Source organism: Dyadobacter sp. CY345 (genome assembly GCF_021502725.1).
In the GTDB taxonomy this organism is placed as follows: domain Bacteria; phylum Bacteroidota; class Bacteroidia; order Cytophagales; family Spirosomataceae; genus Dyadobacter.
Window position 1 is genome coordinate 1,495,606 of the sequence record NZ_JAKFFS010000001.1, and the last position, 24,059, is coordinate 1,519,664.

General features: G+C 42.3%; 14 protein-coding genes. 12 read left to right on the forward strand and 2 right to left on the reverse strand.

What is annotated here, in order from left to right; genetic code table 11:
* Nucleotides 1–107 precede the first annotated feature (107 nt).
* The 12 genes from L0657_RS06280 to L0657_RS06335 all read left to right on the forward strand — a co-directional run bounded on the left by L0657_RS06280 (nucleotide 108) and on the right by L0657_RS06335 (nucleotide 22,548).
* Nucleotides 108–2,621, forward strand: coding sequence for a phosphocholine-specific phospholipase C (locus L0657_RS06280; RefSeq protein WP_235149564.1), 2,514 nt, complete (start codon nucleotides 108–110; stop codon nucleotides 2,619–2,621).
* 299 nt (nucleotides 2,622–2,920) lie between these two features.
* Nucleotides 2,921–3,517 carry an RNA polymerase sigma factor gene (locus L0657_RS06285; protein ID WP_235149565.1) on the forward strand — a complete coding sequence of 199 codons (597 nt, stop codon included), beginning with the start codon at nucleotides 2,921–2,923 and terminating at the stop codon, nucleotides 3,515–3,517.
* 74 nt (nucleotides 3,518–3,591) lie between these two features.
* Complete coding sequence (locus tag L0657_RS06290; RefSeq protein ID WP_235149566.1) at nucleotides 3,592–4,848, forward strand: FecR family protein; 1,257 nt, start codon at nucleotides 3,592–3,594, stop codon at nucleotides 4,846–4,848.
* A gap of 223 nt (nucleotides 4,849–5,071) precedes the next feature.
* Nucleotides 5,072–8,677 carry a TonB-dependent receptor gene (locus L0657_RS06295; protein WP_235149567.1) on the forward strand — a complete coding sequence of 1,202 codons (3,606 nt, stop codon included), beginning with the start codon at nucleotides 5,072–5,074 and terminating at the stop codon, nucleotides 8,675–8,677.
* A 12-nt stretch (nucleotides 8,678–8,689) separates the two neighbouring features.
* Nucleotides 8,690–10,369: a RagB/SusD family nutrient uptake outer membrane protein gene (locus tag L0657_RS06300; protein WP_235149568.1), complete on the forward strand. Its 1,680-nt coding sequence runs from the start codon at nucleotides 8,690–8,692 to the stop codon at nucleotides 10,367–10,369.
* Between the two features lie 30 nt (nucleotides 10,370–10,399).
* The gene (locus L0657_RS06305; RefSeq protein ID WP_235149569.1) at nucleotides 10,400–11,557 is read left to right on the forward strand and encodes a glycan-binding surface protein; all 1,158 of its coding nucleotides are present in this window, start codon (nucleotides 10,400–10,402) and stop codon (nucleotides 11,555–11,557) included.
* An 18-nt stretch (nucleotides 11,558–11,575) separates the two neighbouring features.
* A complete protein-coding gene (locus L0657_RS06310) occupies nucleotides 11,576–12,451 on the forward strand; it encodes an IPT/TIG domain-containing protein (protein ID WP_235149570.1) in 876 nt (291 codons plus the stop codon).
* A gap of 264 nt (nucleotides 12,452–12,715) precedes the next feature.
* Nucleotides 12,716–13,312 (forward strand): RNA polymerase sigma-70 factor, encoded by a 597-nt coding sequence (locus L0657_RS06315; protein WP_235149571.1) that lies wholly within the window; start codon nucleotides 12,716–12,718, stop codon nucleotides 13,310–13,312.
* A gap of 145 nt (nucleotides 13,313–13,457) precedes the next feature.
* Entirely contained in the window at nucleotides 13,458–14,645 is a 1,188-nt protein-coding gene (locus L0657_RS06320) for a FecR family protein (protein ID WP_235149572.1), read from the forward strand.
* Nucleotides 14,646–14,910: 265 nt separating this feature from the next.
* Entirely contained in the window at nucleotides 14,911–18,174 is a 3,264-nt protein-coding gene (locus L0657_RS06325) for a TonB-dependent receptor (protein WP_235149573.1), read from the forward strand.
* Between the two features lie 17 nt (nucleotides 18,175–18,191).
* Nucleotides 18,192–19,808 carry a RagB/SusD family nutrient uptake outer membrane protein gene (locus tag L0657_RS06330; RefSeq protein ID WP_235149574.1) on the forward strand — a complete coding sequence of 539 codons (1,617 nt, stop codon included), beginning with the start codon at nucleotides 18,192–18,194 and terminating at the stop codon, nucleotides 19,806–19,808.
* Nucleotides 19,809–20,025: 217 nt separating this feature from the next.
* Nucleotides 20,026–22,548 carry a glycosyl hydrolase family 95 catalytic domain-containing protein gene (locus L0657_RS06335; RefSeq protein ID WP_235149575.1) on the forward strand — a complete coding sequence of 841 codons (2,523 nt, stop codon included), beginning with the start codon at nucleotides 20,026–20,028 and terminating at the stop codon, nucleotides 22,546–22,548.
* 90 nt (nucleotides 22,549–22,638) lie between these two features.
* Here L0657_RS06335 and L0657_RS06340 read toward each other — a convergent pair whose 3' ends face one another.
* Both L0657_RS06340 and L0657_RS06345 read right to left on the reverse strand, forming a co-directional pair.
* Entirely contained in the window at nucleotides 22,639–22,941 is a 303-nt protein-coding gene (locus L0657_RS06340) for a hypothetical protein (RefSeq protein WP_235149576.1), read from the reverse strand.
* 195 nt (nucleotides 22,942–23,136) lie between these two features.
* Nucleotides 23,137–24,057, reverse strand: a complete 921-nt coding sequence (locus L0657_RS06345) for an NAD-dependent epimerase/dehydratase family protein (protein WP_235149577.1) — start codon at nucleotides 24,055–24,057, stop codon at nucleotides 23,137–23,139.
* Nucleotides 24,058–24,059 lie beyond the last annotated feature (2 nt).

A 24,059-nucleotide genomic window follows, 5' to 3' on the forward strand; every position in this document is an offset into this window, starting at 1 on the left:
TTCGTGCGATATATTTGGCAAGCGTTAATCAATTGTCAATTCCGGTGAAATGCAGTTGATGTATTTACTCATTTTCTGCCGGCAATCTGCAAAGTATAAATATCAAAATGAATTCAAGGCGAGATTTTTTAAAGAAGGCAGCGCTTCTGTCTGGTACAGGCGCGATGGCAAATATGTTGCCAGCAGTGATTGAAAAGGCATTGGCAATCAACCCGGCATTGGGCAGCACGTTTTATGATGCAGAACACATCGTATTTCTGATGCAGGAAAACCGTTCATTCGACCACCAGTTGGGCACTTTACAAGGTGTTCGAGGATATAATGATCCACGGGCGATTTCACTGCCAGACAAAAATAAAGTTTGGTTGCAAACCAACAAGGAAGGCGAAACTTACGGGCCTTTTCAGTTGAACGTGAAAGATACCAAAGTGGCCTGGATGGGCTCAATCCCGCATGGATGGACAGATCAGACTGACGCCATGAATGGCGGGAAATATGATAAGTGGCTGGATGTCAAGAAAGCGCGGAACAAGGATTATGCAAAAATTCCATTGACAATGGGTTATTGCGACCGTAAGGATTTTCCATTTTACTATTCGCTGGCAGATGCTTTCACGGTATGCGACCACAATTTCTGTTCGAGTATAACGGGTACGCACCCTAACCGGCATTATTGGATGACTGGTACCGTTCGTGAGAAAAACGAGGTGGAGGCAGTGGCGCATTTGTGGAACAACAGTAACTATGAATATCCTGAATTGAGCTGGAAAACGTATCCGGAACGCTTGCAGGAAAACGGTGTTTCATGGAAAGTTTATCAGAATGAGCTGACCATGGGATATGGGTTGAAAGGAGAGGAAAGCGCGTGGCTGAGTAATTTTGGCACAAACGTTCTGGAATATTACAAGCAATACAACGTTCGTCTGCACGAAGGTGGAATCGCGAATTTGCAAACAAAAAAGGAAAATATTTTAAAGCAGATTTCCGATCTGGAAAAACAGCCTTCTGACGAGAAATCAGGACAGCGGCTTGCGGCAGCAAAAAAACTGCTGGGATTAATTGAAACCGCGCAATCAAGATTTACGACGGACACTTATAATAATCTTTCAGAGCAGGCGAAGGAATTGCACAATAAAGCATTTATTACGAATATCAACGACCAGTATTACCACGAACTGGAAGTATTGAAATATGACGACGGCGAGAATGAAAGGGAGCTAAAAGTGCCGAAAGGAGATGTTTTTCATCAATTTCGTGAAGATGTCAAAAACGGAACTTTGCCGACGGTTTCCTGGCTGATGCCGCCAGCTCACTTTTCGGATCATCCGGGACAGCCCTGGTTTGGGCCTTGGTATGTGAGTGAAGCGATGGAAATTTTGCTGCAAAATCCGGAAGTCTGGAAAAAGACGATATTCATTGTAACCTATGATGAAAACGACGGATATTTCGACCACATGGCTCCGTATGTAGTTCCGAATCCTTACAAAGAACACACTGGGAAAGTATCAAAAGGTATTGATCCTAAATTGGATTTCGCGACAAGAACCCAGCAGACGAACCCTTCTATGTCGGAAAGTAATATCCGGGAAGGTGCAATTGGCCTCGGTTACCGCGTTCCGATGATTGTTGCGTCACCCTGGTCCCGTGGAGGTTTTGTCAACTCAGAAGTTTTTGACCATACTTCATGTTTGCAATTCCTTGAAAATTTCCTGGAAAAGAAATTCAGTAAGAAAGTTAAGGAAGAAAATATCACGCAGTGGAGAAGGACAATTTGCGGCGATCTGACTTCTGTTTTCCGTCCTTACAATGGCGAAGAAATTACCAAACCTGAATTCTTGAACCGCAAACCGTTTATAGAAGGAATTCATCAGGCGAAATTCAAAGATGCACCTGCGAATTATAAACAGCTGACTGCCGAGGAAATTAAGCAGATTAATACCAATCATGCTGAGTCACCTTATTTTCCAAAACAGGAGAAAGGCGTTCGTTCGGCTTGTCCGCTGCCTTATGAGCTTTACGTGCACAATGTTTTCAACAAAGAAAAAAACAATGTTGCGCTTTCGTTCAGCGCTGGGAACAAGGTTTTTGGAAACAAGGCAACAGGTTCGCCTTTCCGTGTTTATGCTATGAACCCATACCAAAACGATTCATTAAAATCCTGGGATTATAGTGTCGCGGCTGGTGATGTTTTACAGGATGAGTATAAAATTGATGACTTTGAAAACGGTAATTACCATTTCAGGGTTTATGGGCCAAACGGATTTTTTAGGGAATTTATCGGAGATTCTAAAAATCCAATGCTTAAAATTAAGTGTACTTATGAATCAGCGCGTTTGAATCCGTCGCGGTTAACGGGAAATGTTGTGGTTACGATTACAAACCTTGATACAAAACCGCATACGTTATCAATCCTTGACAATAGTTACAAATCTGGTGCGCAAAATAAGTCTGTCGCTGCTGGTGGACAGGCTTCGATAACACTTAATCTCGCCAAAAACTTTAACTGGTATGATTTCAGTGTGAAAATAAAAGGAAACGAAAACTTTGAAGAACGTTTCGCCGGCCACGTTGAGACAGGTGTCGTTACGAAAACGGATCCGTTGATGGGTGGAATAGTGTAGCAAATCTGAAATAAAAATATAAAGAGCCGGTTGACGATAAGTCATCCGGCTTTTATATAATTCGGCAATAAAAGTTTTTATGATATTATTTTATCATAAACCAATACAAAATCTTTCGATCCCTGATCAAGTCATTTTTTTGCAACCTGCCATTTGCACAGCAACTAAAATATTGACTAAATTTGGTTTGAATTAAATGGAGAATAAATATAATATTGTCATTCGTGATCAGTTATTACATCTTTCAATATTTAAAGAATTTCGCCATTTTAATTTAAGCTTTTTGATAAACAAATATAATGACCGGACTGACAGATGAGAGGGAGTTGATGGATCGCTGCGCAGGCGGGGACAGGGATGCTTATGCCAGGTTATATAGTGGTTATTTGTCTGCCCTTTTGAAATATATTTATCTTTTTACAAAATCCAGAGAATTAAGCGAAGAGATCGTTCAGGACGTTTTTGTGAAAATTTGGGAGAAAAAAGAAGGACTGCTTGTGGTTCAGGGTTTTCAGGCTTATATTTTCAAAATCGCTAAAAATCATCTTCTCGACCATATCCGGAAGGAGCAATCGCAATCCCGTTTTTTTTCTCTGACAGCTCCGTTTTCAGAAGCTTGTGACGAACAGGCAGACGACGATCTGATTTATGGACAATATTATCAGCTTGCGCAAGACGCGATAAATCTGCTGCCGGAAAAAAGGAAGCAGGTTTTTGAAATGAAGACGAGAGAAGAATTATCGCTTGATGAGATTGCAGATCAGCTCGGTATTTCTAAATCAGTGGTAAAAAAACAACTTTACGCAGCAACAGGCTTTGTTAAAGATTATCTGAAAAGACATGGAGAAATAACAGCGGATATGGTAATATTCATGTATTTCTTTCTCCCTATTTAATTAATTCAAAAAAAAGTAAAAATAATTTCAATACTGAGGGGTTCTTTTCGAAGGTCAATCCGTCTTCTCAGTATATGGAAGAAAATTACTACGTCGAATTTCTTGAAAGGTATATCCAAAACCAGCATACGCCTGAGGAGCATGAGCTGTTTTTGAAATGGTTCAATTCCATTTCTTCTCAGCAGGCGCAACAGGTAGTGAATTACTATGCCCAAATCGCTGGACGTCAACCTGATTTTAGCCAGGTAGATGAAAATACATCCCTGATCAAAAATATTGAAGACCGCATCGACCAGATCGAAAATCCGGCTGGTGAAACTGAAACCAAGGTTTTCGGTTTATGGAGTTTTTTGCGAAGGTTTTCAGCTGCGGCGGTAATTGTGCTTATCGGTATTGGCAGTTATTATATTTTCCTAAACAAAACGCGCAAACCAGAAATAGCCAAACAACAAATCGAGACGAACGATGCGGCGCCGGGCGGAAATAAAGCGATGCTAACTTTATCTGACGGTTCAAAAATAAATCTGAATGAGGCAGATGCTGGACAGATTGCCAGCCAGTCGGGGATTAAAATTAATAAGGTTACCGACGGGCAATTGGTTTATGCAAAACAGGGAGCCAACATTTCAGCAGATATTGAAACAAATATCTTCAACCAGATCACCACACCCAAGGCAGGGCAATATCAGATCAATCTTTCCGACGGAACAAAGGTTTGGCTCAATTCACTTTCGTCCATCCGTTTTCCTGCTGTTTTTAATGGAGAAGAAAGAAAAGTAGAAATCACCGGGGAGGTTTATTTTGAAGTTGCTTCCTATCGCCGGGATAATCGGAAAATTCCGTTTTTAGTTGTTTGTAATAATCAGGTGATTGAAGTTTTGGGTACCCATTTCAACGTAAATTCTTATCGTGACGAAGCTGTTGTGAAAACCACGCTTCTTGAAGGAAGTGTCAAAGTGTATCCACTGCAAGGTTCGGCCGGGAAAGTTGGTCAATCGGTTAAATTAAAGCCTGGCGAACAGTCGATCGTAAAACAATCAAAATCAAATACATCGGGTATTGCGGTAGAAAAAGTTGACATCGAAAGTGCAATTGCCTGGCAAAAAGGTTTTTTCAAATTTAAGGATACTAATATTCAGGAGGTTATGCGGCAGCTTTCGCGGTGGTATGACCTGGATGTCGTTTACAACGGTCCTTTGCCTGAGGAGCAGTTTACGGGTTATGTATCAAAAAAGGTAGCAGTCTCCAATGTTCTCGCAATCCTTGAAGAAGGAGGTGGAGTGAAGTTCTCTGTGAAAGACAAAAAGGTCGAAGTAATGGCGGCTGAATAATCATTTAAAAAAAACAATTAATCCTTTATCCTACGAAAATGACAAACGACAGTTGAACTTTTTAGCTGCTGGATAACCAAAAAAACACTTCGGATTGGCGTCCGAAGTGTGATCATCTACACTGAACTCTTTGGCCGGAATCAGTATAGCAGATGTTAAGGTTATAGACAGCCACGATTTTTGCGAACCATAACATGTACAATCACCTAAACAATGTAAAAGTATGAAATATGCTTTACTTAATCAACGCGGGTATGCGCGCCTGATTCCACTCGGTTTACACAGAAGGGAACGGTTGCTGCCGGCAGGGCTAAAACTAAAAATTGCTAGAATCATGAAGCTGACAGCCTTTTTCTTTTTTGTGGCTTTTATGCAAGTCAGCGCTGGCGTATATTCTCAAACCGTTAGGCTGAATGAAAATAACAGCGGACTTGAAAAGGTTTTTAATGAGATCAGAAAACAGACCGGGTATAATTTCCTGTACAACAATAAGTTGTTGAAAAACACGCGTCCTGTTAATATCAAAGTTACCGGCGAAGAGCTGAAATCCGTTCTTGACCGGGTTTTTGAAAATCAGCCGCTGAGTTATTCGATTATTGATAAAACGATTGTTGTCAAAAAAAGAAAACTGACGGCAGAAAGTATCATACTTCCGGAGAGCTCACGCGAGAGTATGTCATCACCGGAGATTGCAAAGACGGATATTAACGGTGCCGGCTTGCTGACCAACCGTATTTCGGCCTACCAGACTGCGGCGATCGATATAACCGGAAAAGTCATTGACGACAAAGGTGAGCCATTGCCGGGCGTTAGTATCGTGATTAAAGGTTTGCCGCAGGGAACAACTACCAGCACGGATGGAAAATTCTCTCTGGCCGTTCCGGGCACAAGTTCGGTGCTTATTTTTTCTTTCGTAGGTTATGTCCCGAAGGAAGTTGTCGTCGGAAATAAAAGTGTGATCGATGTAACACTTCTGGTTGATACCAAAGCACTGGACGAGGTTGTGGTGGTTGGGTATGGTGAGATGAAAAGAGCTGATCTTACTACGGCGCAGACTTCCGTTTCTGCGAAAGATATTGGCAGAACTGTGAACACGACAATTGAACAGGCTATTCAGGGAAGAGCGGCCGGAGTTTACATTACGCAAAATTCAGGTCAGCCGGGTGGTGGTATTTCTGTTAATATTCGTGGGGTAAATTCAATCAGCGGAAGTAACGAGCCTTTGTATGTTGTTGATGGAGTTCAGATTCCGGGACAATCTGCCTCTTTCGGCGCACAAAGTTCTTCCAATCCGCTCGCTGGTTTAAATCCGGCAGATATTGAATCCATTGAGGTTTTACAAGGTCCGTCGGCCACCGCAATTTACGGTTCACGGGCAACCAACGGTGTATTAATCGTTACAACAAAACGTGGAAAAGCAGGTGATACAAAGATATCTTATGGTTATCAGTACAGCTTGCAAACAGCACCAGCACCGTTGAAAGTGATGAACTTGCAGCAATATGCACAAATGGTTGGTGAATATCATTTGCTTGCGGGCGGAGAAACACCACAGGAGTTTTTGGATCCGTCGCTGCTTGGCTCTGGTACTGATTGGCAAAAAGAATTATTCAAAAGCGCTCCGATGAACAAACATCAGTTGAGCCTGAGCGGCGGAACGGATAAAACCACCTATTATTTGTCGGGAGAGTATCTGAAACAGGATGGAGTGGCGCAGGGTTCTGGTTTTGATCGTTATGGTTTCCGGTTAAATCTTGATAATAAACCAAGAAAATGGGCTTCGATCGGAGCAAATTTAAGTTTTAACCAAACCAATGATAATCTTACAACCAGTCAAGAAAACATCATTGCAAGTGCATTGCAGTTGACGCCACAGGTTCCTGTAAGAAATATCGATGGCTCATGGGGCGGGGGCGACGAGAATAACGGAGCAAACCAGTTCGCGCCTGTGAATCCGATCGCGATTGCAAACCTGACAACGAATAAATTGGTCAGAAGACAATTTCTGGGTGGTCTTAATCTGGGTATTGAAATTGCAAAAGGCCTTAATTTTAGATCTTCTTTCAACACCAATCTCGGGTTCTCAAATTCAACTTATTATATTCCGACTTACGCCATTGGATGGGCCAGAAACGTAACGGCTAACCTTACGAACGGAAACGGAACGAACACCTATTGGAACTGGAACCAGCTTTTGGAATATACAAAAACATTCGGAAAGCATAGTATCAATGCCATGGTCAGCCATGAGGCCCAAGAGTCAAGTTATAAAAATGTGGGAGCCACTAGAACTGGTTTTCTAACCAATGATATTCTGGATTTGGCGGCTGGCGATGCATTAACTTCCAGCAATACAGGTGGTTCTGGCGACTGGGCGATGGAATCTTATCTGGGAAGGCTAAACTATAATTACGGCGACCGGTATATCATTATGGGTACTGTAAGAAGAGATGGCTCGGCGAATTTTGGTAAAGATAATAAGTGGGGTGTTTTTCCTTCTTTATCAGCGGCGTGGAGAGTTTCTCAGGAAGCATTCTTTCACGTACCTTTTATTAATGAACTGAAATTACGCTTTGAGACGGGTGTTACCGGAAATCAGGGAAGCGGTGGAATTTATTCGCCGATGGGTACTGGTGCAACGCCGACAACAACCGGTTTTCTTCCAACAAAATACAGCAATCCTGGTTTGAAATGGGAGGAAACAAAAACGAATAATTTCGGTATCAACATTGCCCTGCTGGATAACAGAATTCAGTTTGAACTGGATTATTATATCAAAAACACAGATAATCTGTTGATGGAAAAACCTTTGCCCTGGTATATGGGGACAAACGGACAAGGTGCCGTAGGATCGCCGACGGTAAACATTGGCGCACTTCAGAACAAGGGTTTTGGATTTACGATCAATACAACGAATATGAACCGTGGCGGTTTTAAATGGGAAACCAGTTTCAATATTTCGAGTTTTAAAACCAAAATTAAATCGTTCTATTCTGAAAGTGCTTTTGTTGATCGTACATCCTGGTGGTTACAGGATTGGACACAGCGCTCCGAAGTTGGAGAAGCTCCGTGGCTTTTCCGTGGATATATGGAGGAAGGTATTTTCCAAAATGTCGCAGAAATTGACGGAAGTGCGGTTCCTGTTGATAACAATGGAAACAGAATGCCGACAAACGTTGACAATATCTGGGTTGGAGACGTGAAGTTCCAGGATATCAATGGCGACGGGAAAATCACAGAAGCTGATCAAACTGTGATCGGTAATCCATGGCCGAAAATGTTTGCGGGTTTGACCAACACGTTTTCTTACAAAGGTTTTGATTTGAGCGTTCTGTTCACAAGTACGTACGGAAATGATATCTACAATTATCTGGGCAAATTGAATACCAACGCGAGTAATATTAATCTGAGCCGTAACCTGCTGGTTCATGCAATGGATTATGCGAAACCAATTACCAGCGCAAGCGGTGAGGTAACGTTATCAAATCCGGAAACTGACGTGGCGCGGATCTCAAACGGACCTAACGGAAACTTTACCCGCCATACCAACAAATGGGTTGAAGATGGTTCTTTTATTCGTCTTAAAAATGTTTCGCTGACTTACAATGTTCCTTCTGCATTTATGTCAAAACAGAAAATAGTAAGAGGAGCGAGGTTTACGGTTGGCGCGCAGAATGTTCTGACTTTCACAAAGTATACAGGCTTCGATCCGGAAGTTGGAGCTTATGTTTCAAGAGACTCAGGTCCGACGAACCAGGCGATAGGTCTGGATTATGGACGTTATCCGCTGACTCCCGTTTACACATTTAGTTTGGGTTTAGACTTCTAAAAACTGATTTACATGAAAAATTTCAAATATATATACCACTGGATTGCAGTCCTGATTCCTGCATTGGTGTTGTCGGCTTGCTCTGAAGATTTTCTGGAACGTCCTCCTAAGGACTCAATTGTTGATGCAAGTTTTTACCAGACCGATGACCAGGTGCTGGCTTCAACGGCGCTGCTTTACAGCAGAGTCTGGTTTGACTATAATGACAAAGCATCTTACAATATAGGTGATTTCAGAGCTGGAACTGCATTTTCTGCTTACAATGACCGGGGTAATGTTTTGTTCAATACAACAGGCAACACACCTGAAAATGGCGCTGCATGGAGATCCTTTTTTATTATTATTGGCCAGTCAAATCTTGCAATCAGCAACATCAATCAGTATGCCGGTGACGGTGTTTCCCCTACGATTAAGCGAATGGCTATTGCAGAAGCGCGATTTATGCGCGCCGTTGCTTATCGTTCTTTGGTAATGAACTGGGGCGCAGTTCCAATCATCGAGGATAATATCAAAATACTTTCTGATACTTCTGTTTCAAGAAACACACCGGAAAGCGTCTGGAAATTCATAACGAATGAGATGCGCGCCGTTGTTAATGATCTTCCCGAAACTCCAATTCGTACAGGGAGAATTACAAGATGGTCGGCGGAAGGAATGCTAGCCAGATTTTATTTGAACAGGTCAGGTGTAGAAGCCAAAGGGGCAGGCCAGAGAAACCAGGTCTTTCTGGACAGTGCCAAATATTACGCAGACAGAGTTATTACGAACAGCGGAGCCAGCCTGATGAGAAACTACGCAGACCTGTTTCTTTTTCCTTATGACAACAATGCGGAATCACTTTTTTCTTTGCAATGGGTTTACTCACCCGGGGCATACGGAACGCAAAATACCTCACCATCCTATCTGGCATACAGCGCTGATATAGCCAATGGCGACGGTTGGGGAGGAGATAAAAGTGCTACGTGGTGGATGATTTCCCAATATGAAGGAATCAAAGCGACAGCAACCGGTTTGCAGGGAAGAACGCTCGACCAGAGGTTAAAAGCAACTTTTATGCTTCCGGGGGCATCTTATCCTGAGATCTCACAGAGCATAACGGGCGGTGAACAAAGGCTTGTGTTCCCATTCACCGGAACGGACAATAACTTCCTGGCAATTAAAAAATACGTTACCGGAAAAGCCAAAGACGTTGGTGGACTATCAGCATTTCAAAATTATGGCAACGATACCTACATGATGCGTCTGGCAGAAATGTATCTTATTTATGCGGAAGCAGTTTTGGGAAATAATGAATCCACGACCGATCCAAAAGCGCTGGCTTATTTCAATACTGTGCATATGCGCGCTGGTTTGCCCGTTTTTGAAGATCCGCTGACTTTTGATGTGATTTTCAGGGAACGCCTGTGCGAATTTGCAATGGAGGGAATGGCCTGGTATGATCTGGTGAGTCTACATTATTACGATGCCGCAAAAGCTTATTCAATCCTGAACAGCCAGGATCGCGGAATTTTCTTCACTGCGCCTGATCAATTCCCGAATCCAACTTCCTGGACTTTTACCAAAACGAGCTGGGCTACGACGGAAAGGACAATTGTAGCTAATAGCGGTAATTTCCTTTTGCCCATCCCATCAGCCGAATTAAGTCAGGCGCCTAATTTGCAAAAACCTCCGGTGGATTATTACGGTAACTAAATTTTTGTGTTGCTCAAAACAGATATTCAAATGAAAAAAATATTTAGCAAGATCTTGTTTATGACCGTTCTGGCGGCATTAATTGGAATAAATTTTTCCTGTTCGGAAGATGAGGAACCCAGCGGCGGACAGCCAAGTATCAAGTATGTTCGTGTTACCAGACCAGAATCTTCGGATTCTTTACTGACTGGCGCGTTTCAGGGAAGTCTGATTGCAATTGTTGGAGAAAACCTGGCCGGGGCGCAGGAAATCTGGTTCAATGACCAGAAAGCGACTTTGACGCCAACATATGTCACCAGTAAGTCGATTCTTGTCAGCGTACCAAGTCTGGTGCCGGCAGATATTACCAACAAAATGAGGATTATTTTCGGAGGCGGACAAACTTTGGAGCACGATTTTGAAGTGCAAATCAGCGAACCGACTGTGTCCAGTATGAATAGCGAATATGTACCCGATGGAGCTGTGGCAACGATCAAGGGTGACTTTTTCTACGAACCCCTGACCGTTACTTTTCCGGGCGGAATCGTTGGTGAACTGGTTTCGGTAGAAGATCAAACCATCCAGGTTCGTGTTCCGGCAGGCGTAAATCCTGGTCAGATCACTGTAACGACTAAGTTTGGCGAAACGAAGTCTGACTTTTGGTTCAGAGATAACCGTAATATTTTCCTGAGCAGTGATCCGTTTACAGGATGGTGGAATGAGAAATACGTGGTTACAGACCCGGTTGAAGGTGATCCGGTTGCTATCAACGGAAATTATATCCGTGTTAAAGAAGCTATTGGAGGCTGGGCCTGGAAAGAAGTTGCGGGCGGACCGCCGGATGCTATGGGAGCAATCAGCAAAAATATTCCAGATGATGCGATTCTGAGACCTGCTGATTATAACCTTAAATTTGAGGTGAATACCAAGAAGCCTTACAATAATAACATGCTCAAAATTAACGTGGGCCTGAACGATTTTGTAACTGATGCGTACCAATGGGCACCCCCAATTGATACCAAAGGAGAATGGGTAACTATCGTGATTCCATTTGAAGAAGTTGCAGGAAGTTACGCAACTGCCGGCGTTAAAATGGCTGTCAATCCGAATGGATATTTCACCCGTTTACTTTTTCATGGAGGTGGCGATCTTGATGCTGATATAGCACTTGATAATTTCCGGGTAGTGCCTAAAGTTCTTAGAAAATAGCTTATAAAACATCTGACGATGAAAATAGATTTTAACAAGCGGTTCTTAACCGCATTATACCTGGTCCTGTTTTTCGGAATCCAGATTGCATGTAAAGATGACGACGTGACCACTTCCGAAGAGGTTCAGCTTTTAAGTTTCGGGCCTTCGGGAGTGATGCCGGGAGAAAATATCAGTTTCATTGGTAATAATCTGGAGAAAGTAACTGCGATCGAACTTACGGGTGCGAGTATACCAAGTTCAGCTTTTGTTACTCATACTGCCGAGCTGATCGTATTGACCGTTCCGAAGGAAACCGACGAAGGATTTGTGATACTAAAAACTGCTGCTGGGGATATTGTGTCAAAAACAATATTGAGTTTTGAAGTACCTGTAACCATTAAGTCTGTTACGGCAGCAGCGAGGCCGGGAGATAATATCACAATTACCGGAGAGTATATGAATTGGGTGAGAGAAGTCCGTTTTGCAGGAGACACGGCTGTGGTACAATTCGTGAGCCAAACAATGAATGAGCTGGTTGTGACAGTTCCGTTCGGAGCTGAGACCGGACCAATTCTCCTTGCGACCGGCGGAACAGAACCATTGTCTATTGAAAGTGAAACGGAGCTCGTTGTCGCGCTTCCTTCAATCACAGCGATGACTCCAAACCCCGCAGAACGAGAAAAGAATCTTGTAATTAAAGGCGCGGATTTGGATCTCGCCATGGGTGTATTATTCAACGGTTTGACGGCGCCAGTGACGGAATTTGTAAGTAAATCTACCAGTGAAATTGTTGTAGTTGTTCCCAAAACCGCGAGTAAGGGTTTGGTTTCGCTCGTTGCTTTTTCAGGTGTTAATGTTGCTTCTTCCGATACTTTGAGATTCATTAATGATGCGGTTGCCGCGACAAAATAGTAACGTTTTTTGTAAAAATTATTTGATAAAGACCGGGGGTTTCAACAAACCTCCGGTCTTTTGTTTTATAGCTCTTATTAAATGGATACTCGTTGGAATATGAGCAATGCAATATTTTTGTAATCATTGTTATACTTATATTTTGTTAATAAAACTTTTGCGGTGTATTAACTTTATAATAAATTATTAATATGTTTGCAGTAAATACCGAATAATATATTGTTTGTGATGATTTTTTGCGGTAAAATTTAACTGGCAATAAGTGTGTTAACCCGCGATCTACATAATGAAAAGGAGCTCCTTATACTCGCTGCACAAGCGGACGAGGGTGCATTCACTACGCTTTTTCATATGTATAAAAATAAACTCTACGGATACCTTTTTCGCCTTACAGAATCTGATACGCTATCGGAAGATATTGTCCAGGATGTATTTATGAAACTCTGGAACGACCGTCAGACTTTGTCATCCATTGATAATTTCGGTAGCTATCTTTTTAGAATGTCTAAAAATCACGCGATCAATTATTTTAAGCGAATGGCGCAAGAAACATTGATTATGGCAGAAATGTATGGACGGAATTCTTACGTACACAATGAAACACAGGATATTATTGCATTGAAAGATGTTGAAAAACTGTTGAACGAAATTCTGGAAAAACTTCCTGCACAGCAAAAAATCGTATACCACCTAAGCCGGGAAGAGGGACGAACACATGATGAAATTGCCAACCTGCTTAAAATTTCTCCCAACACGGTCAAGAACCATATCGTTCAGGCTATGTCGACCATCCGTACACAACTTCGAATTCATGCCGATATGATGCTTCTAGTCTCAATAATGTTTGCTTTGAAAAAATAAATCAGTTTTTTTCAATACTGACTAGTCCTTTCGTCTTTCTCATTTGTCTTTTATTTGGTTATATACCTATTGGGGTTTATTTCTATTCTGGTTATTTGTTTTATGCTGGAATAATCAATTGTAATGAAAGATTTTAACGTATAAAATGGAAGCGGAAAGGATTGAGTATCTGACTAAAAAATTCTTTGCTGGGAATTGCACGGAGGCCGAAAAGCTTGAACTCTCATCATGGATAAATCAAAATCCTAACGATGAACGAATTGCTTCGCTTCTGGAAATTTCCTGGCGGGATTTTGAACCCAAAATAGAAATGTCAGAGACATCCTCTGATCGAATACTTTCCAATATTTTTTCTCAAAATGAAGAAGCAGCATTTGACGATTTATCTTCTCGTCAAACCGAAACAAGATCATTATGGCCAAAAATAGCTGCGGCTGCCATACTGATACTTGGTTTTGGATTATATTTTTTAATAGGTTCACAGAAAGAGCAGAGGCTGGCGGCTGATTCTACTTCTAAAACCATCAACAGCGACTTGCCGCCGGGAGGAAATAAAGCAATTCTGACCTTGGGAGACGGCTCGAATATTGTTTTGGATAATGCTGGAAACGGCAATCTGGCAACGCAAGGAAATACGGATATCTTGAAATCCAAAAATGGAGAGCTGGTTTACAAGCATAACAACGCAGAGCAGGAGGCCATAGTTTTCAATTCTTTGACTACACCCAAAGGAGGGCAGTATCATATTGTTTTGCCAGATGGCTCAAAAGTCTGGCTGAATGCTGCTTCAAGTTTAAAATTTCCAACCGTTTTCAGAGGTAACGAAAGACGGGTTGAAATCACGGGCGAGGTTTATTTTGAAGTTGCACATAATCCGAAAATGCCTTTTATAGTAAAAGCTAACGACACCGAGGTCGCGGTTTTGGGAACGCATTTTAACGTGATGGCATATCCCGATGAGAAGTCTATGAGAACTACATTGTTGGAAGGTTCGGTAAAAGTGTCAAAAGGAGGGAAGTCGGCGCTGTTGACGCCCGGACAGCAGGCCAGGTTAAATTCTAATGGAATTAACGTTCTGAACAATGTCAATATCGAACAGGAAATGGCATGGAAAAATGGTTTTTTTCAGTTTGAAGATGATAATCTCGAAACGATTATGCGGCAGGTATCACGCTGGTATGATGTAGATGTTGCCTGCGAAGGTAACGTAAGCCGTGAACGTTTCAGCGGACGCTTGCCCCGAAATGCTAATATTTCAAAGGTTTTAAAAATTTTATCACTCAGCGGATTAAAATATAAAATAGAAGGAAAAACAATTACTGTAACTCCATAACCCAACGAATACTTATGACGAAATAGACACCTTTACTACAATCAGAAAACAGGTGTTGTCTCTATGCTTCAATGCAAAAAAAGAACGGGAACGTTGCAACCGTCCCGTTCAGAAGAGTCAGCACGTTCACAAATTATCTCAAACCGTTTAGTACAAACCCAACAACAAAAGTATGAATCACAACTCTTTAATCCAAAAGAGGCCAGGACTGTCGTATATAGGTGATAGGTTTCCCCGGCTTCTTTCAACCAGAACTATTTTGGTTATGAAAATGATCTTTATTTTTTCGCTGGCTTTTTGTATGCAGGTGAGTGCCAGCAGTTACTCACAAAAAATTACATTGGTGGCACAAAATGCGACACTGGAAAAAGTGCTTAAAGAAATCGAAAAGCAAAGTGGTTATTCTTTTTGGTACAAAACCGAGTTGATCCAGAAAGCTGAAAAGGTAAGTTTCACGATCCGGGAAAGTAGTCTGGAAAACGCGCTTGAAAAATGTTTTAAAAACCAGCCTTTTGAATATTCCATTGTTGATCAGACGGTCGTGTTGCAACCCAGGAAACAGACCAAGCTGATCGCGCCGGTTAAAGAAATTCTCGAACTGATCAAAGGTCGTGTGGTAGGTTCAGATGGAAAACCACTGATTGGGGTTACGGTCATCGTAAAGACAAGCAAACTTGGTACTACAACGGATACAGATGGAATTTTTTCGGTCAATGCGGCTGATACGGACGTGCTGGTTTTCTCCTATATCGGTTTTACTACGAAGGAAGTTTCAGTTGGGAAACAAAGTAATATTACTATCGCCATGGTCGAAAGCAACACCACGCTTAACGAAGTCGCGGTTGTAGGTTATGGTCAGCAGTCGCGAAAAAATCTTTCGAGTGCCGTGAGTACCATTAAAACGGAAGAATTGAACAGGGGAGCAATCACGGATGTAGGACAATTATTGCAGGGTAAAGTTCCCGGTTTGAACATTACCGCAAGCGGAGATCCGAACAAACCGGCGGCAGTTGTCATGCGCGGCGCATCAACGATAAATAGTGCGCAGGGACCATTTTATGTGATCGATGGCGTTCCGGGGGCAGATATTTCCACTATTGCACCAGACGATATTGCGTCGGTTGATGTTTTGAAAGATGCTGCGGCAACAGCGATATATGGGAACCGGGCGGCCAATGGCGTGATCATGGTCACCACGAAAAAGGGAAAACCAGGGCAAATGCAGATTTCTTACAATTCTTATGTAGGTATCGAAAAAGTATCGAATAAACTAGATATGATGAACGCGGCTGAACTGCGGTCATTTTTAGACAAGAACAGCATCGGTTTTTCTCCGGCAGATGACAAAGGCGCAAGCACAGACTGGCAATCAGCGATCCAGAAGAAAACAGCAGTTTCAACCAATCACAACCTTTCATTCAACGGTGGTGGCGAACATACAACTTACAGCGCTAGTTTGAATTTTGTGAAAAAAGACGGGGTACTGCTGAACAGCTCGTTGCAGCGATTTATTGGCCGTCTTGGTATCGAACAATTGGCTTTGAAAGATAAATTGAAATTCAGTTTTTCAGTTACCAATTCGCATAGCAGCGCGGACGACGTGCCGTACAGAAATACGGTTTTGCTTCAATCTGCTATGTACCTGCCTGTTTCGCCGATTAAAAATGAAGATGGAAGTTATTTTGAAAATTTCCAGAATACGAATTACTACAATCCTGTTGCGATGATGAACAACAGCGAAATGAATACCAAGACGAACAATCTGATCGGAAGTTTCAAAACGCAGGTTGAACTTCCTTTTGGACTTACTTATAATATCGACCTGTCTTACCTGAATTCCACCGCGTTGCAAGGTTCGTTTTATAACAAATATTTTACGTCCAATTACAACAACATGTACGACAATCCGGATCCGGGTGTTGGATTTCACTCGGTACAGGTTTTTGGGAGAAATGGTCAGGCGAGCAGAAGTTCTTACCAGAATACCAACAAAATTCTGGAAACGTATTTAACCTGGAACAAGGAGTTTGGAGACCATTCGATTAACGCAGTGGTCGGATATTCCTGGCAAAACAATAAAATCGGAGAGGGTTTTCAAGTAACGACCAGTAATTTACCAGTAGATAATATCAGCTACAACAACCTGGCGCTGAGTAATCCTTATGGAATTTCGGGTTACCAGATCAGTTTCGGGCCAGACGGTATTTACCAGGAAACACAGCTGATTTCAGATTTTGCGAGATTTAACTATAATTATAAAAGCAAATATCTCTTGCAGGGATCGATCCGGAGAGACGGAAGTTCAGTATTTGGTGAAAATAATCAGTGGGGATATTTCCCATCGGTAGGCGCGGCGTGGCGTATCAGCCAGGAATCTTTCATGGAAAGCCAGACCTTTTTCAGTGATTTGAAATTGAGAGCAAGTTATGGTGTAACAGGAAATGCAACGGGTTTTAATGCGTATACAGCACAGTTTATTTCGGGAAGTCTGGGAACTTACTATTACAATGGTGCACTAACCGGCGCATATGGCCCGACAAAATCTGAAAATCCGAATCTACAATGGGAGAAAACGGCAACGACAAATTTTGGCTTAGACTTCTCAGTGCTAGGAAACAAAATCAGCGGTTCGCTTGAATTGTATGATAAAAATACCACTGGCATGATTTACTCCTATACGGTTGACCCGATTCTGGTACCCTCAGGAAGCATTGTTGCTAACGGTGGAAGTGTTAATAACAAAGGGATCGAATTTAACCTGAGCGCAAAAGTTATTTCCAAAACAAAGTTTAACTGGACAACAAGCGTCAATCTTGCCCACAACCGAAACCTGATCACAAGTTTATCAAACCCATTATTTGCAGGAGGCGATTCAGTTCTTCTTTCCCGGCCGGAAGGTGGTGGGCAGTCAGGCAGATCTTTACAGATTTTGAAAGCCGGCAAGCCGCTCGGTCAGTTCTTTTCCTTTCAATATGCGGGTAAGAACGACAATGGCGTATCACAATTCCTGGCCGGTGACGGCAGTCTGACCACAACACCGATAGTTGGTAAAGATTATCACTATATGGGAAGTTCGCAGCCAAAGCTTTTGTTGGGATGGAATAACAATTTCAAATATGGCAATTTTGATATGAATGTCTTTATCAGAGGAGCTTTTGGAAACAAAATTTTCAATGCGACCCGTGCTGATCTGTTCAGACCAAATACAGCTCAGTATACCAATATTCTCAAAGACGCTGCTGATGAATCTGTGAAAGATATCAATGCATATTTCTATTCATCGAGATTTCTTGAAAACGGCAGTTTCGTCCGGTTTGACAATGCTACGCTAGGTTACAGTTTCAAAAAGTTAGGTCCTTTTGTGAAAAATCTGCGGATTTATACTTCTGTAAACAACCTTTTTGTCATCACAAAATACACAGGAGTTGATCCGGAAGTAAATCAGGGTGGGATTGCCCCAGGAGTAGATTACAATAATTTCTATCCTAAAACCCGCACGTTTTTGTTCGGACTGAACATTTCAATTTAATGCTAAAACTTGAAATCATGAAAAGATCATATATCAAAATATTATCGTCTGCTGTGCTGGCTGTTGTTATGGTTTCCTGCCATGACCTGGAAGTGCCGGTAACAACCGAGCTCACAACGGACGTTTTTCCAACATCTGCGGAACAATACATTTCTGCCTCAGGGCCTGCCTATGTTGCATTAAGAGGAAATTTCGGAGCGGAATATTTTCAGCAGCAATCATACACTACCGACGAAGGCATTATGCCTGCGAGAGGTGGAAACTGGTATGACGGTGGCCAGAACCAGACATTTCATTACCACAACTGGACGGTCGACAACAGTTACATCAATGGCAACTGGACCTGGATGTCTACAATTATCGGAGTTTCGAATCAAACCATTTCTATTCTCAGGTCAAAAATGCCGGATGGTCCGGCGAAACTAACCGGGCTTGCCGAGATTAAAATGGTGCGCGCATTTTCTTATTTCATGATGATGGATAATTATGGAAACGTACCGCTTGACTCGCTATACGGCGATTTTACCCCACGCACCAATACACCGCGTGCAGAGGTTTTCAATTTTATCGAAAAGGAAATCAATGATGCTTTGCCTTATTTAAGCGATGTTTCGGGCGTGCCTACTTACGGCAGAGCAAACAAATGGACGGCTTATGCTTTGTTGGCAAAAATGTACCTGAACGCGGAATATTACACAGGCACAAAACGCTATGACGATTGTATTGCGGCTTGTGACAAGATCATGAGTTCGGGGTTATATGCGCTGGAACCAAAGAGCAGTTATCTGAAAATGTTCTATCCTACAAATGGCCCGCAGATGAAGGAATTCATTTTTGCTATCCCGTATGACCCTGCGGCAACCAACACGTTTCCTTTCCGTTCGGTAAATAACCGATCAAGATATGACGTACCGAGAAGCGAAAATAAGAAATTTAGTCTTCCGTTCACGCCAGCCGGATGCGCGAGCACATTGCCGGAATTCTACGCAAATTTTAACGACAAAGACGATGTCAGAAACGGCCAATGGCTTACAGGCCTTCAATTCATGAACGACGGTGTAACTCCTGTGACCGTAACGACGACGAACATCGGTTATGATCAGTTTTACAAAGGCGACGGCCCGTCGGCGCCGTATACATATCAGGTAAATTTGACTCCACAAGTTATCCTGAGACAAGATGTTACTGCCTTTGATGCGGGAAACGATGAAATTGCATGGCACATGGGTTACAGGAATATCAAGTTTTACCCTGACGCAACTTCTTTGAACAGAAATCAGAATAATGATATTCCTATTTTCCGTTATTCCGATATTGTTCTCATGAAAGCCGAGGCAATTTTGCGAGGCGGAGCTGCGACACTCGGCCATACGCCTTTACTTTTGGTTAATCAGCTTCGTGCGGAAAGAACAACAGCTCCTGCTTTGGCAAGCGTTGATCTGGAATTTATTTACGCAGAAAGAGCGCGTGAGTTTGCATGGGAAGGCTGGCGCAGAAATGATATGATCCGCTTTGGAAAATATGAAGGAAAATGGGGTTTTAAAACAGATGCTGACGTAAATCACCGTATCTTCCCAATTCCGAGAGTCGCATTGCAGCTTAATCCGGTTTTAAAGCAAAATCCTGGTTACTGAGCATTTCTATATGTCTGTTCCTGAACCCTTAAATAGTTGATTTACAATTCAACGATTTTTAAAAATAGATTTATAGCGAAAATGGCATATCGACCACACTGGGCGGTATGCCATTTTTGAATTATAGAAAAGTAGAAAATCGCGTCGAAGACTTTGTTCACTAACACTATTGCCGATAATATATATGCGTTTACGATTAAAAACAATACATTTTAAAATGATTAGGTGCCGTATTGTCTTCATAGCCCTCCTGATCTTCGTCCTGACTTCCCCGAAGCTTTTTGCTCAGCAGGATTTAAAACTTTGGTACAGGCAACCGGCCAGAAACTGGAACGAAGCTTTGCCGATCGGCAATGGAAGAATAGGAGCGATGGTCTTTGGTGGGGTCAATGAAGAACTAATTCAGCTAAATGAAGAAACGCTTTGGTCTGGCGGACCGGTCAACCCGAATCCCAATCCGGGTGCGGTAAAATTTCTGCCTCAAATACGTAAGGCACTGGAAAACGAAGACTATAAACTTGCGGAGGAACTTACAAAAAACATGCAAGGGTTGTTTACAGAATCCTATGAGCCTCTCGGTGATCTGATGATCAGGCAGGATTTTGCAGGAACTCCGACAGCATATCGACGAGAACTTGATATATCGAATGCAACATCAATGACAACGTTTACCGTCGATGGTATAGAATACAGTCGCGAGATATTCATTTCAGCGCCTGATCAGCTGATGGTTATTAAATTAAAAGCAGGTAAAAAAGGTGCGCTAAACTTTTCGGCTTCGACAAAAAGTCAATTGATATATACAAACGTCAGTATTGCAAAAGATGAAGTGGCTATGAAAGGGCAGGCGCCCTCTCATACGGATCCAAATTACATTCAGACGATGGAAATTCCGGTGATCTATAACGATCCGTCCAGATGCAGAGGTATGCGGTTTGAGCTCCGGATGAAGGTAAAGGAATCTGATGGAGAAGTGACTTCTGACAGTTCGGGCTTGCACGTGCGTGATGCGAGTGAAGTGATTCTTTTAGTTTCTGCTGCTACAAGTTTTAATGGATTTGATAAATGTCCGGATAAGGAAGGGAAGGATGAAGTGAAGCTCGTTGAAGGTTATCTGAAATCGTCCGGCTCAAAAAGTTATGGCGCCCTGAAGAATGATCATGTTGCCGATTATCAGAAATATTATAACCGTGTAAACCTCGTTTTAAACGGCAATCCAAAGGTGGATCTGCCGATGGACGAGCGTTTGAAAAACTATACTGAGGGTGCAAAAGATCCGGGTCTGGAATCATTGTATTTTCAGTTTGGTCGTTATTTACTTATTTCCAGCTCTCGCCCGAACGGAGTACCAGCCAACTTACAGGGTATCTGGAGCCACGAAGTCCGGCCGCCTTGGAGTAGTAATTTTACGACGAATATCAATGCGCAGATGAACTACTGGATGGCAGAAACTGCAAATCTTTCAGAACTGCATACGCCTTTACTGGACATTATCAAGGACATGGAGGTGACCGGGAAAGAGACAGCGAAAAACTTTTATAACGCAAATGGTTGGGTCGTTCACCACAATTCTGATATCTGGGCAACTTCAAATCCGGTGGGTGGCAGTCCATCCTGGGCAAACTGGCCAATGGGAGGCGCCTGGCTTTGCCAGCATTTATGGGAGCATTATCAGTTTACGGGCAACAAAGAATTTCTATCAAAAACGGCTTATCCTTTGATGAAATCTGCGGCCTTGTTTTGCATTGATTGGCTTATCAAAGATAAAAATGGCAAACTTGTAACTGCGCCGTCAACAACACCTGAAAATATTTTCCTGACCGAAAAAGGTTTTAAAGGATCCGTTTCTGTGGCGACGACTATGGATATGTCCATTATCTGGGATTTATTTACAAACCTGATCGAGGCGTCTGAGCGCCTGGATAATGATGCTGATTTTAGAAAGATACTGATTGAGAAACGGAGCCAATTATTTCCTTTGCAGGTAGGAAAAAAAGGAAATCTTCAGGAATGGTCCAAGGATTGGGAAGACACCGAACCAGAGCACAGGCATATCTCACACTTGTTTGGACTATTTCCCGGACGGCAGATCTCGCCTCTAAAATCTCCGGTTTATGCCAATGCTGCCAGGCGAACCATGGAACTTCGCGGAGACGGAGGCACTGGATGGAGTAAAGGCTGGAAAATTAATATCTGGGCCAGGTTACTCGACGGGAATCATGCTTATAAATTGATTCGCGAACAATTGAAACTGACAGGTGTGGAGGGCACAAATTACGCTAACGGTGGTGGCACCTACCCCAATTTATTTGATGCACACCCGCCGTTTCAGATCGACGGAAATTTTGGTGGTACTTCGGGAATCACAGAGATGCTTATCCAAAGTCATGACGGGTTAATTAATTTTTTGCCGGCTATTCCCGATGATTGGGGAAGCGGTGAAGTGAAAGGTTTGAAAGCCCGAGGAGGTTTTGAGGTAGACGTTGCCTGGGCTAATCGCAAAATTACTTCGTTGATTATAAGATCAAAACTAGGAGGTAATTGCAGAATTGGTATACCCAACTCGTTAAAAGTATCGGGAAAAGGGAGATTAACGCCAGCAAAGGGAGAAAATAAAAATCCTTTTTTCAAAAGTATTCAACCAGTAGCAGCGGAAATGGTTTTAGTTAAAAAGGGAAGTCTTGCCGTTGATTTTGAAACTGAACCCGGAAAAGAGTATATCTTTAAAGCTGTCAAGTAATAGATAGGTTATTTTTTAAAGACAAAGAGGGCAGCGATATAAACCACTGCCCTCTTTGTCTTTAATTTTTTTATAAATCATATTTGACGTTTAAGATTCAATCACCCACATCCAGTTTTTCGGCCAGCAATCTGAATTGATCTTTTCATGTATAATCAGTTCATCGTTTACAAATTCATAACCTTTCAAACTTCCTCCCTGATTTTCTACATCTGATTTTGCAATGTTGTGAAGCTCAATCCAGGTTTCCGAAGCAATCTCGTCAGTGTCCAGGCATTTTAACGATTCCCACTTTGGGTTTTCAGAATTGTGCACATAACGCAGGACTAAATATTGAAGATAGGAATCACTGTTGAGCCCCATGACAGAGGGCTTTTTTTCAATAATTTTCATAATGCTAGAGATGGTTCATATTGGTGAGAAACATAGTAATTATAGAAAATCTTGTCAAAAAACCAAATTAGTTCTACCCCATCTTATTTACTGGTGATGAACCGCAACAAAATAATCCCGGTTAACAACATTCTGGTAGAAAGCATTAACCGGGATTATGGAGAAATTATCAGTCGGGATAATTAGATTTTAACACTACTGATGGATGGCTTTATAAGAACCATCTTCAATATCATTCAAGATGGAATCGTATTTTGGTTGCCAGCCTAGAAGCTTTTTCGCTTTGTCAGAGCTTACCAGGCTGTTCGAAGCGAAACCGAATGCCGCCGCATCTGGTCCCCATTTTGCGATAGCACTATCCAGTGTGATTGATTCAGTTTTTCCCTGAAAATTTAATAGTTTGCTGATACTTATTGCAATATCTTTTAAAGATGCATTTCCGTTCTCTGTGTAAAAACACGAGCCGGCAGAAGCCTTTTCGAGTGCTAGTACATACAGTTCGGCAAGATCTTCAATATGGATGTTTGACCATTTATTCTCGCCTTTTTCAATGTATATACCGGCCTGCTTTTCTTTCGCAATTTCGATCAGCATCGGTATCTGAATACTGTCCGGTTTGATACCAGTCCCTGTTCCGTAGATCATAGTTGGGACTAAAACAATCGTACGGATATTTTCCTTTGCGGCAGCCAGAATGTGATTATTTAGTGCCACCCGATGTAGTTTTTCCAATCTTGGCTCTACGGGAATGTCTTCTGAAAATACGAAATTGTTCAACTCTCCTTTCGCGTTGTCGCCAACCAGGCTTGATCCGGATGTAAAAATGAAAGTCTTGCCTGTGCCTTTTAATTCTTCCAGAAAAGTGATCACGGAATATACATCATCCGCGTCCGCTGTGTGGATAACCGCATCGGCATCAACAGCAGCTTTCCGTAAAATGGGCATGTCATGGATCGAGCCCATCACGGGTGTCATTCCTAATGCACTTAATTTTTCCGCATCCGCCTGTTTTCTGACTAATGCAGAAACACTGTAACCTTTTTTAAGAAGAAGAGTGGCAACAGATCCTCCGATATAACCTGTCGCCCCGGTGATGAAAACATTTTTTATTGACATGT

Coding starts and splice junctions, on each gene's coding strand:
- L0657_RS06280 (WP_235149564.1), top strand. CDS start 108: ATGAATTCAAGGCGAGATTTTTTAAAGAAGGCAGCGCTTCTGTCTGGT.
- L0657_RS06285 (WP_235149565.1), top strand. CDS start 2,921: ATGACCGGACTGACAGATGAGAGGGAGTTGATGGATCGCTGCGCAGGC.
- L0657_RS06290 (WP_235149566.1), top strand. CDS start 3,592: ATGGAAGAAAATTACTACGTCGAATTTCTTGAAAGGTATATCCAAAAC.
- L0657_RS06295 (WP_235149567.1), top strand. CDS start 5,072: ATGAAATATGCTTTACTTAATCAACGCGGGTATGCGCGCCTGATTCCA.
- L0657_RS06300 (WP_235149568.1), top strand. CDS start 8,690: ATGAAAAATTTCAAATATATATACCACTGGATTGCAGTCCTGATTCCT.
- L0657_RS06305 (WP_235149569.1), top strand. CDS start 10,400: ATGAAAAAAATATTTAGCAAGATCTTGTTTATGACCGTTCTGGCGGCA.
- L0657_RS06310 (WP_235149570.1), top strand. CDS start 11,576: ATGAAAATAGATTTTAACAAGCGGTTCTTAACCGCATTATACCTGGTC.
- L0657_RS06320 (WP_235149572.1), top strand. CDS start 13,458: ATGGAAGCGGAAAGGATTGAGTATCTGACTAAAAAATTCTTTGCTGGG.
- L0657_RS06325 (WP_235149573.1), top strand. CDS start 14,911: ATGAAAATGATCTTTATTTTTTCGCTGGCTTTTTGTATGCAGGTGAGT.
- L0657_RS06330 (WP_235149574.1), top strand. CDS start 18,192: ATGAAAAGATCATATATCAAAATATTATCGTCTGCTGTGCTGGCTGTT.
- L0657_RS06335 (WP_235149575.1), top strand. CDS start 20,026: ATGATTAGGTGCCGTATTGTCTTCATAGCCCTCCTGATCTTCGTCCTG.
- L0657_RS06340 (WP_235149576.1), bottom strand. CDS start 22,941: ATGAAAATTATTGAAAAAAAGCCCTCTGTCATGGGGCTCAACAGTGAT.
- L0657_RS06345 (WP_235149577.1), bottom strand. CDS start 24,057: ATGTCAATAAAAAATGTTTTCATCACCGGGGCGACAGGTTATATCGGA.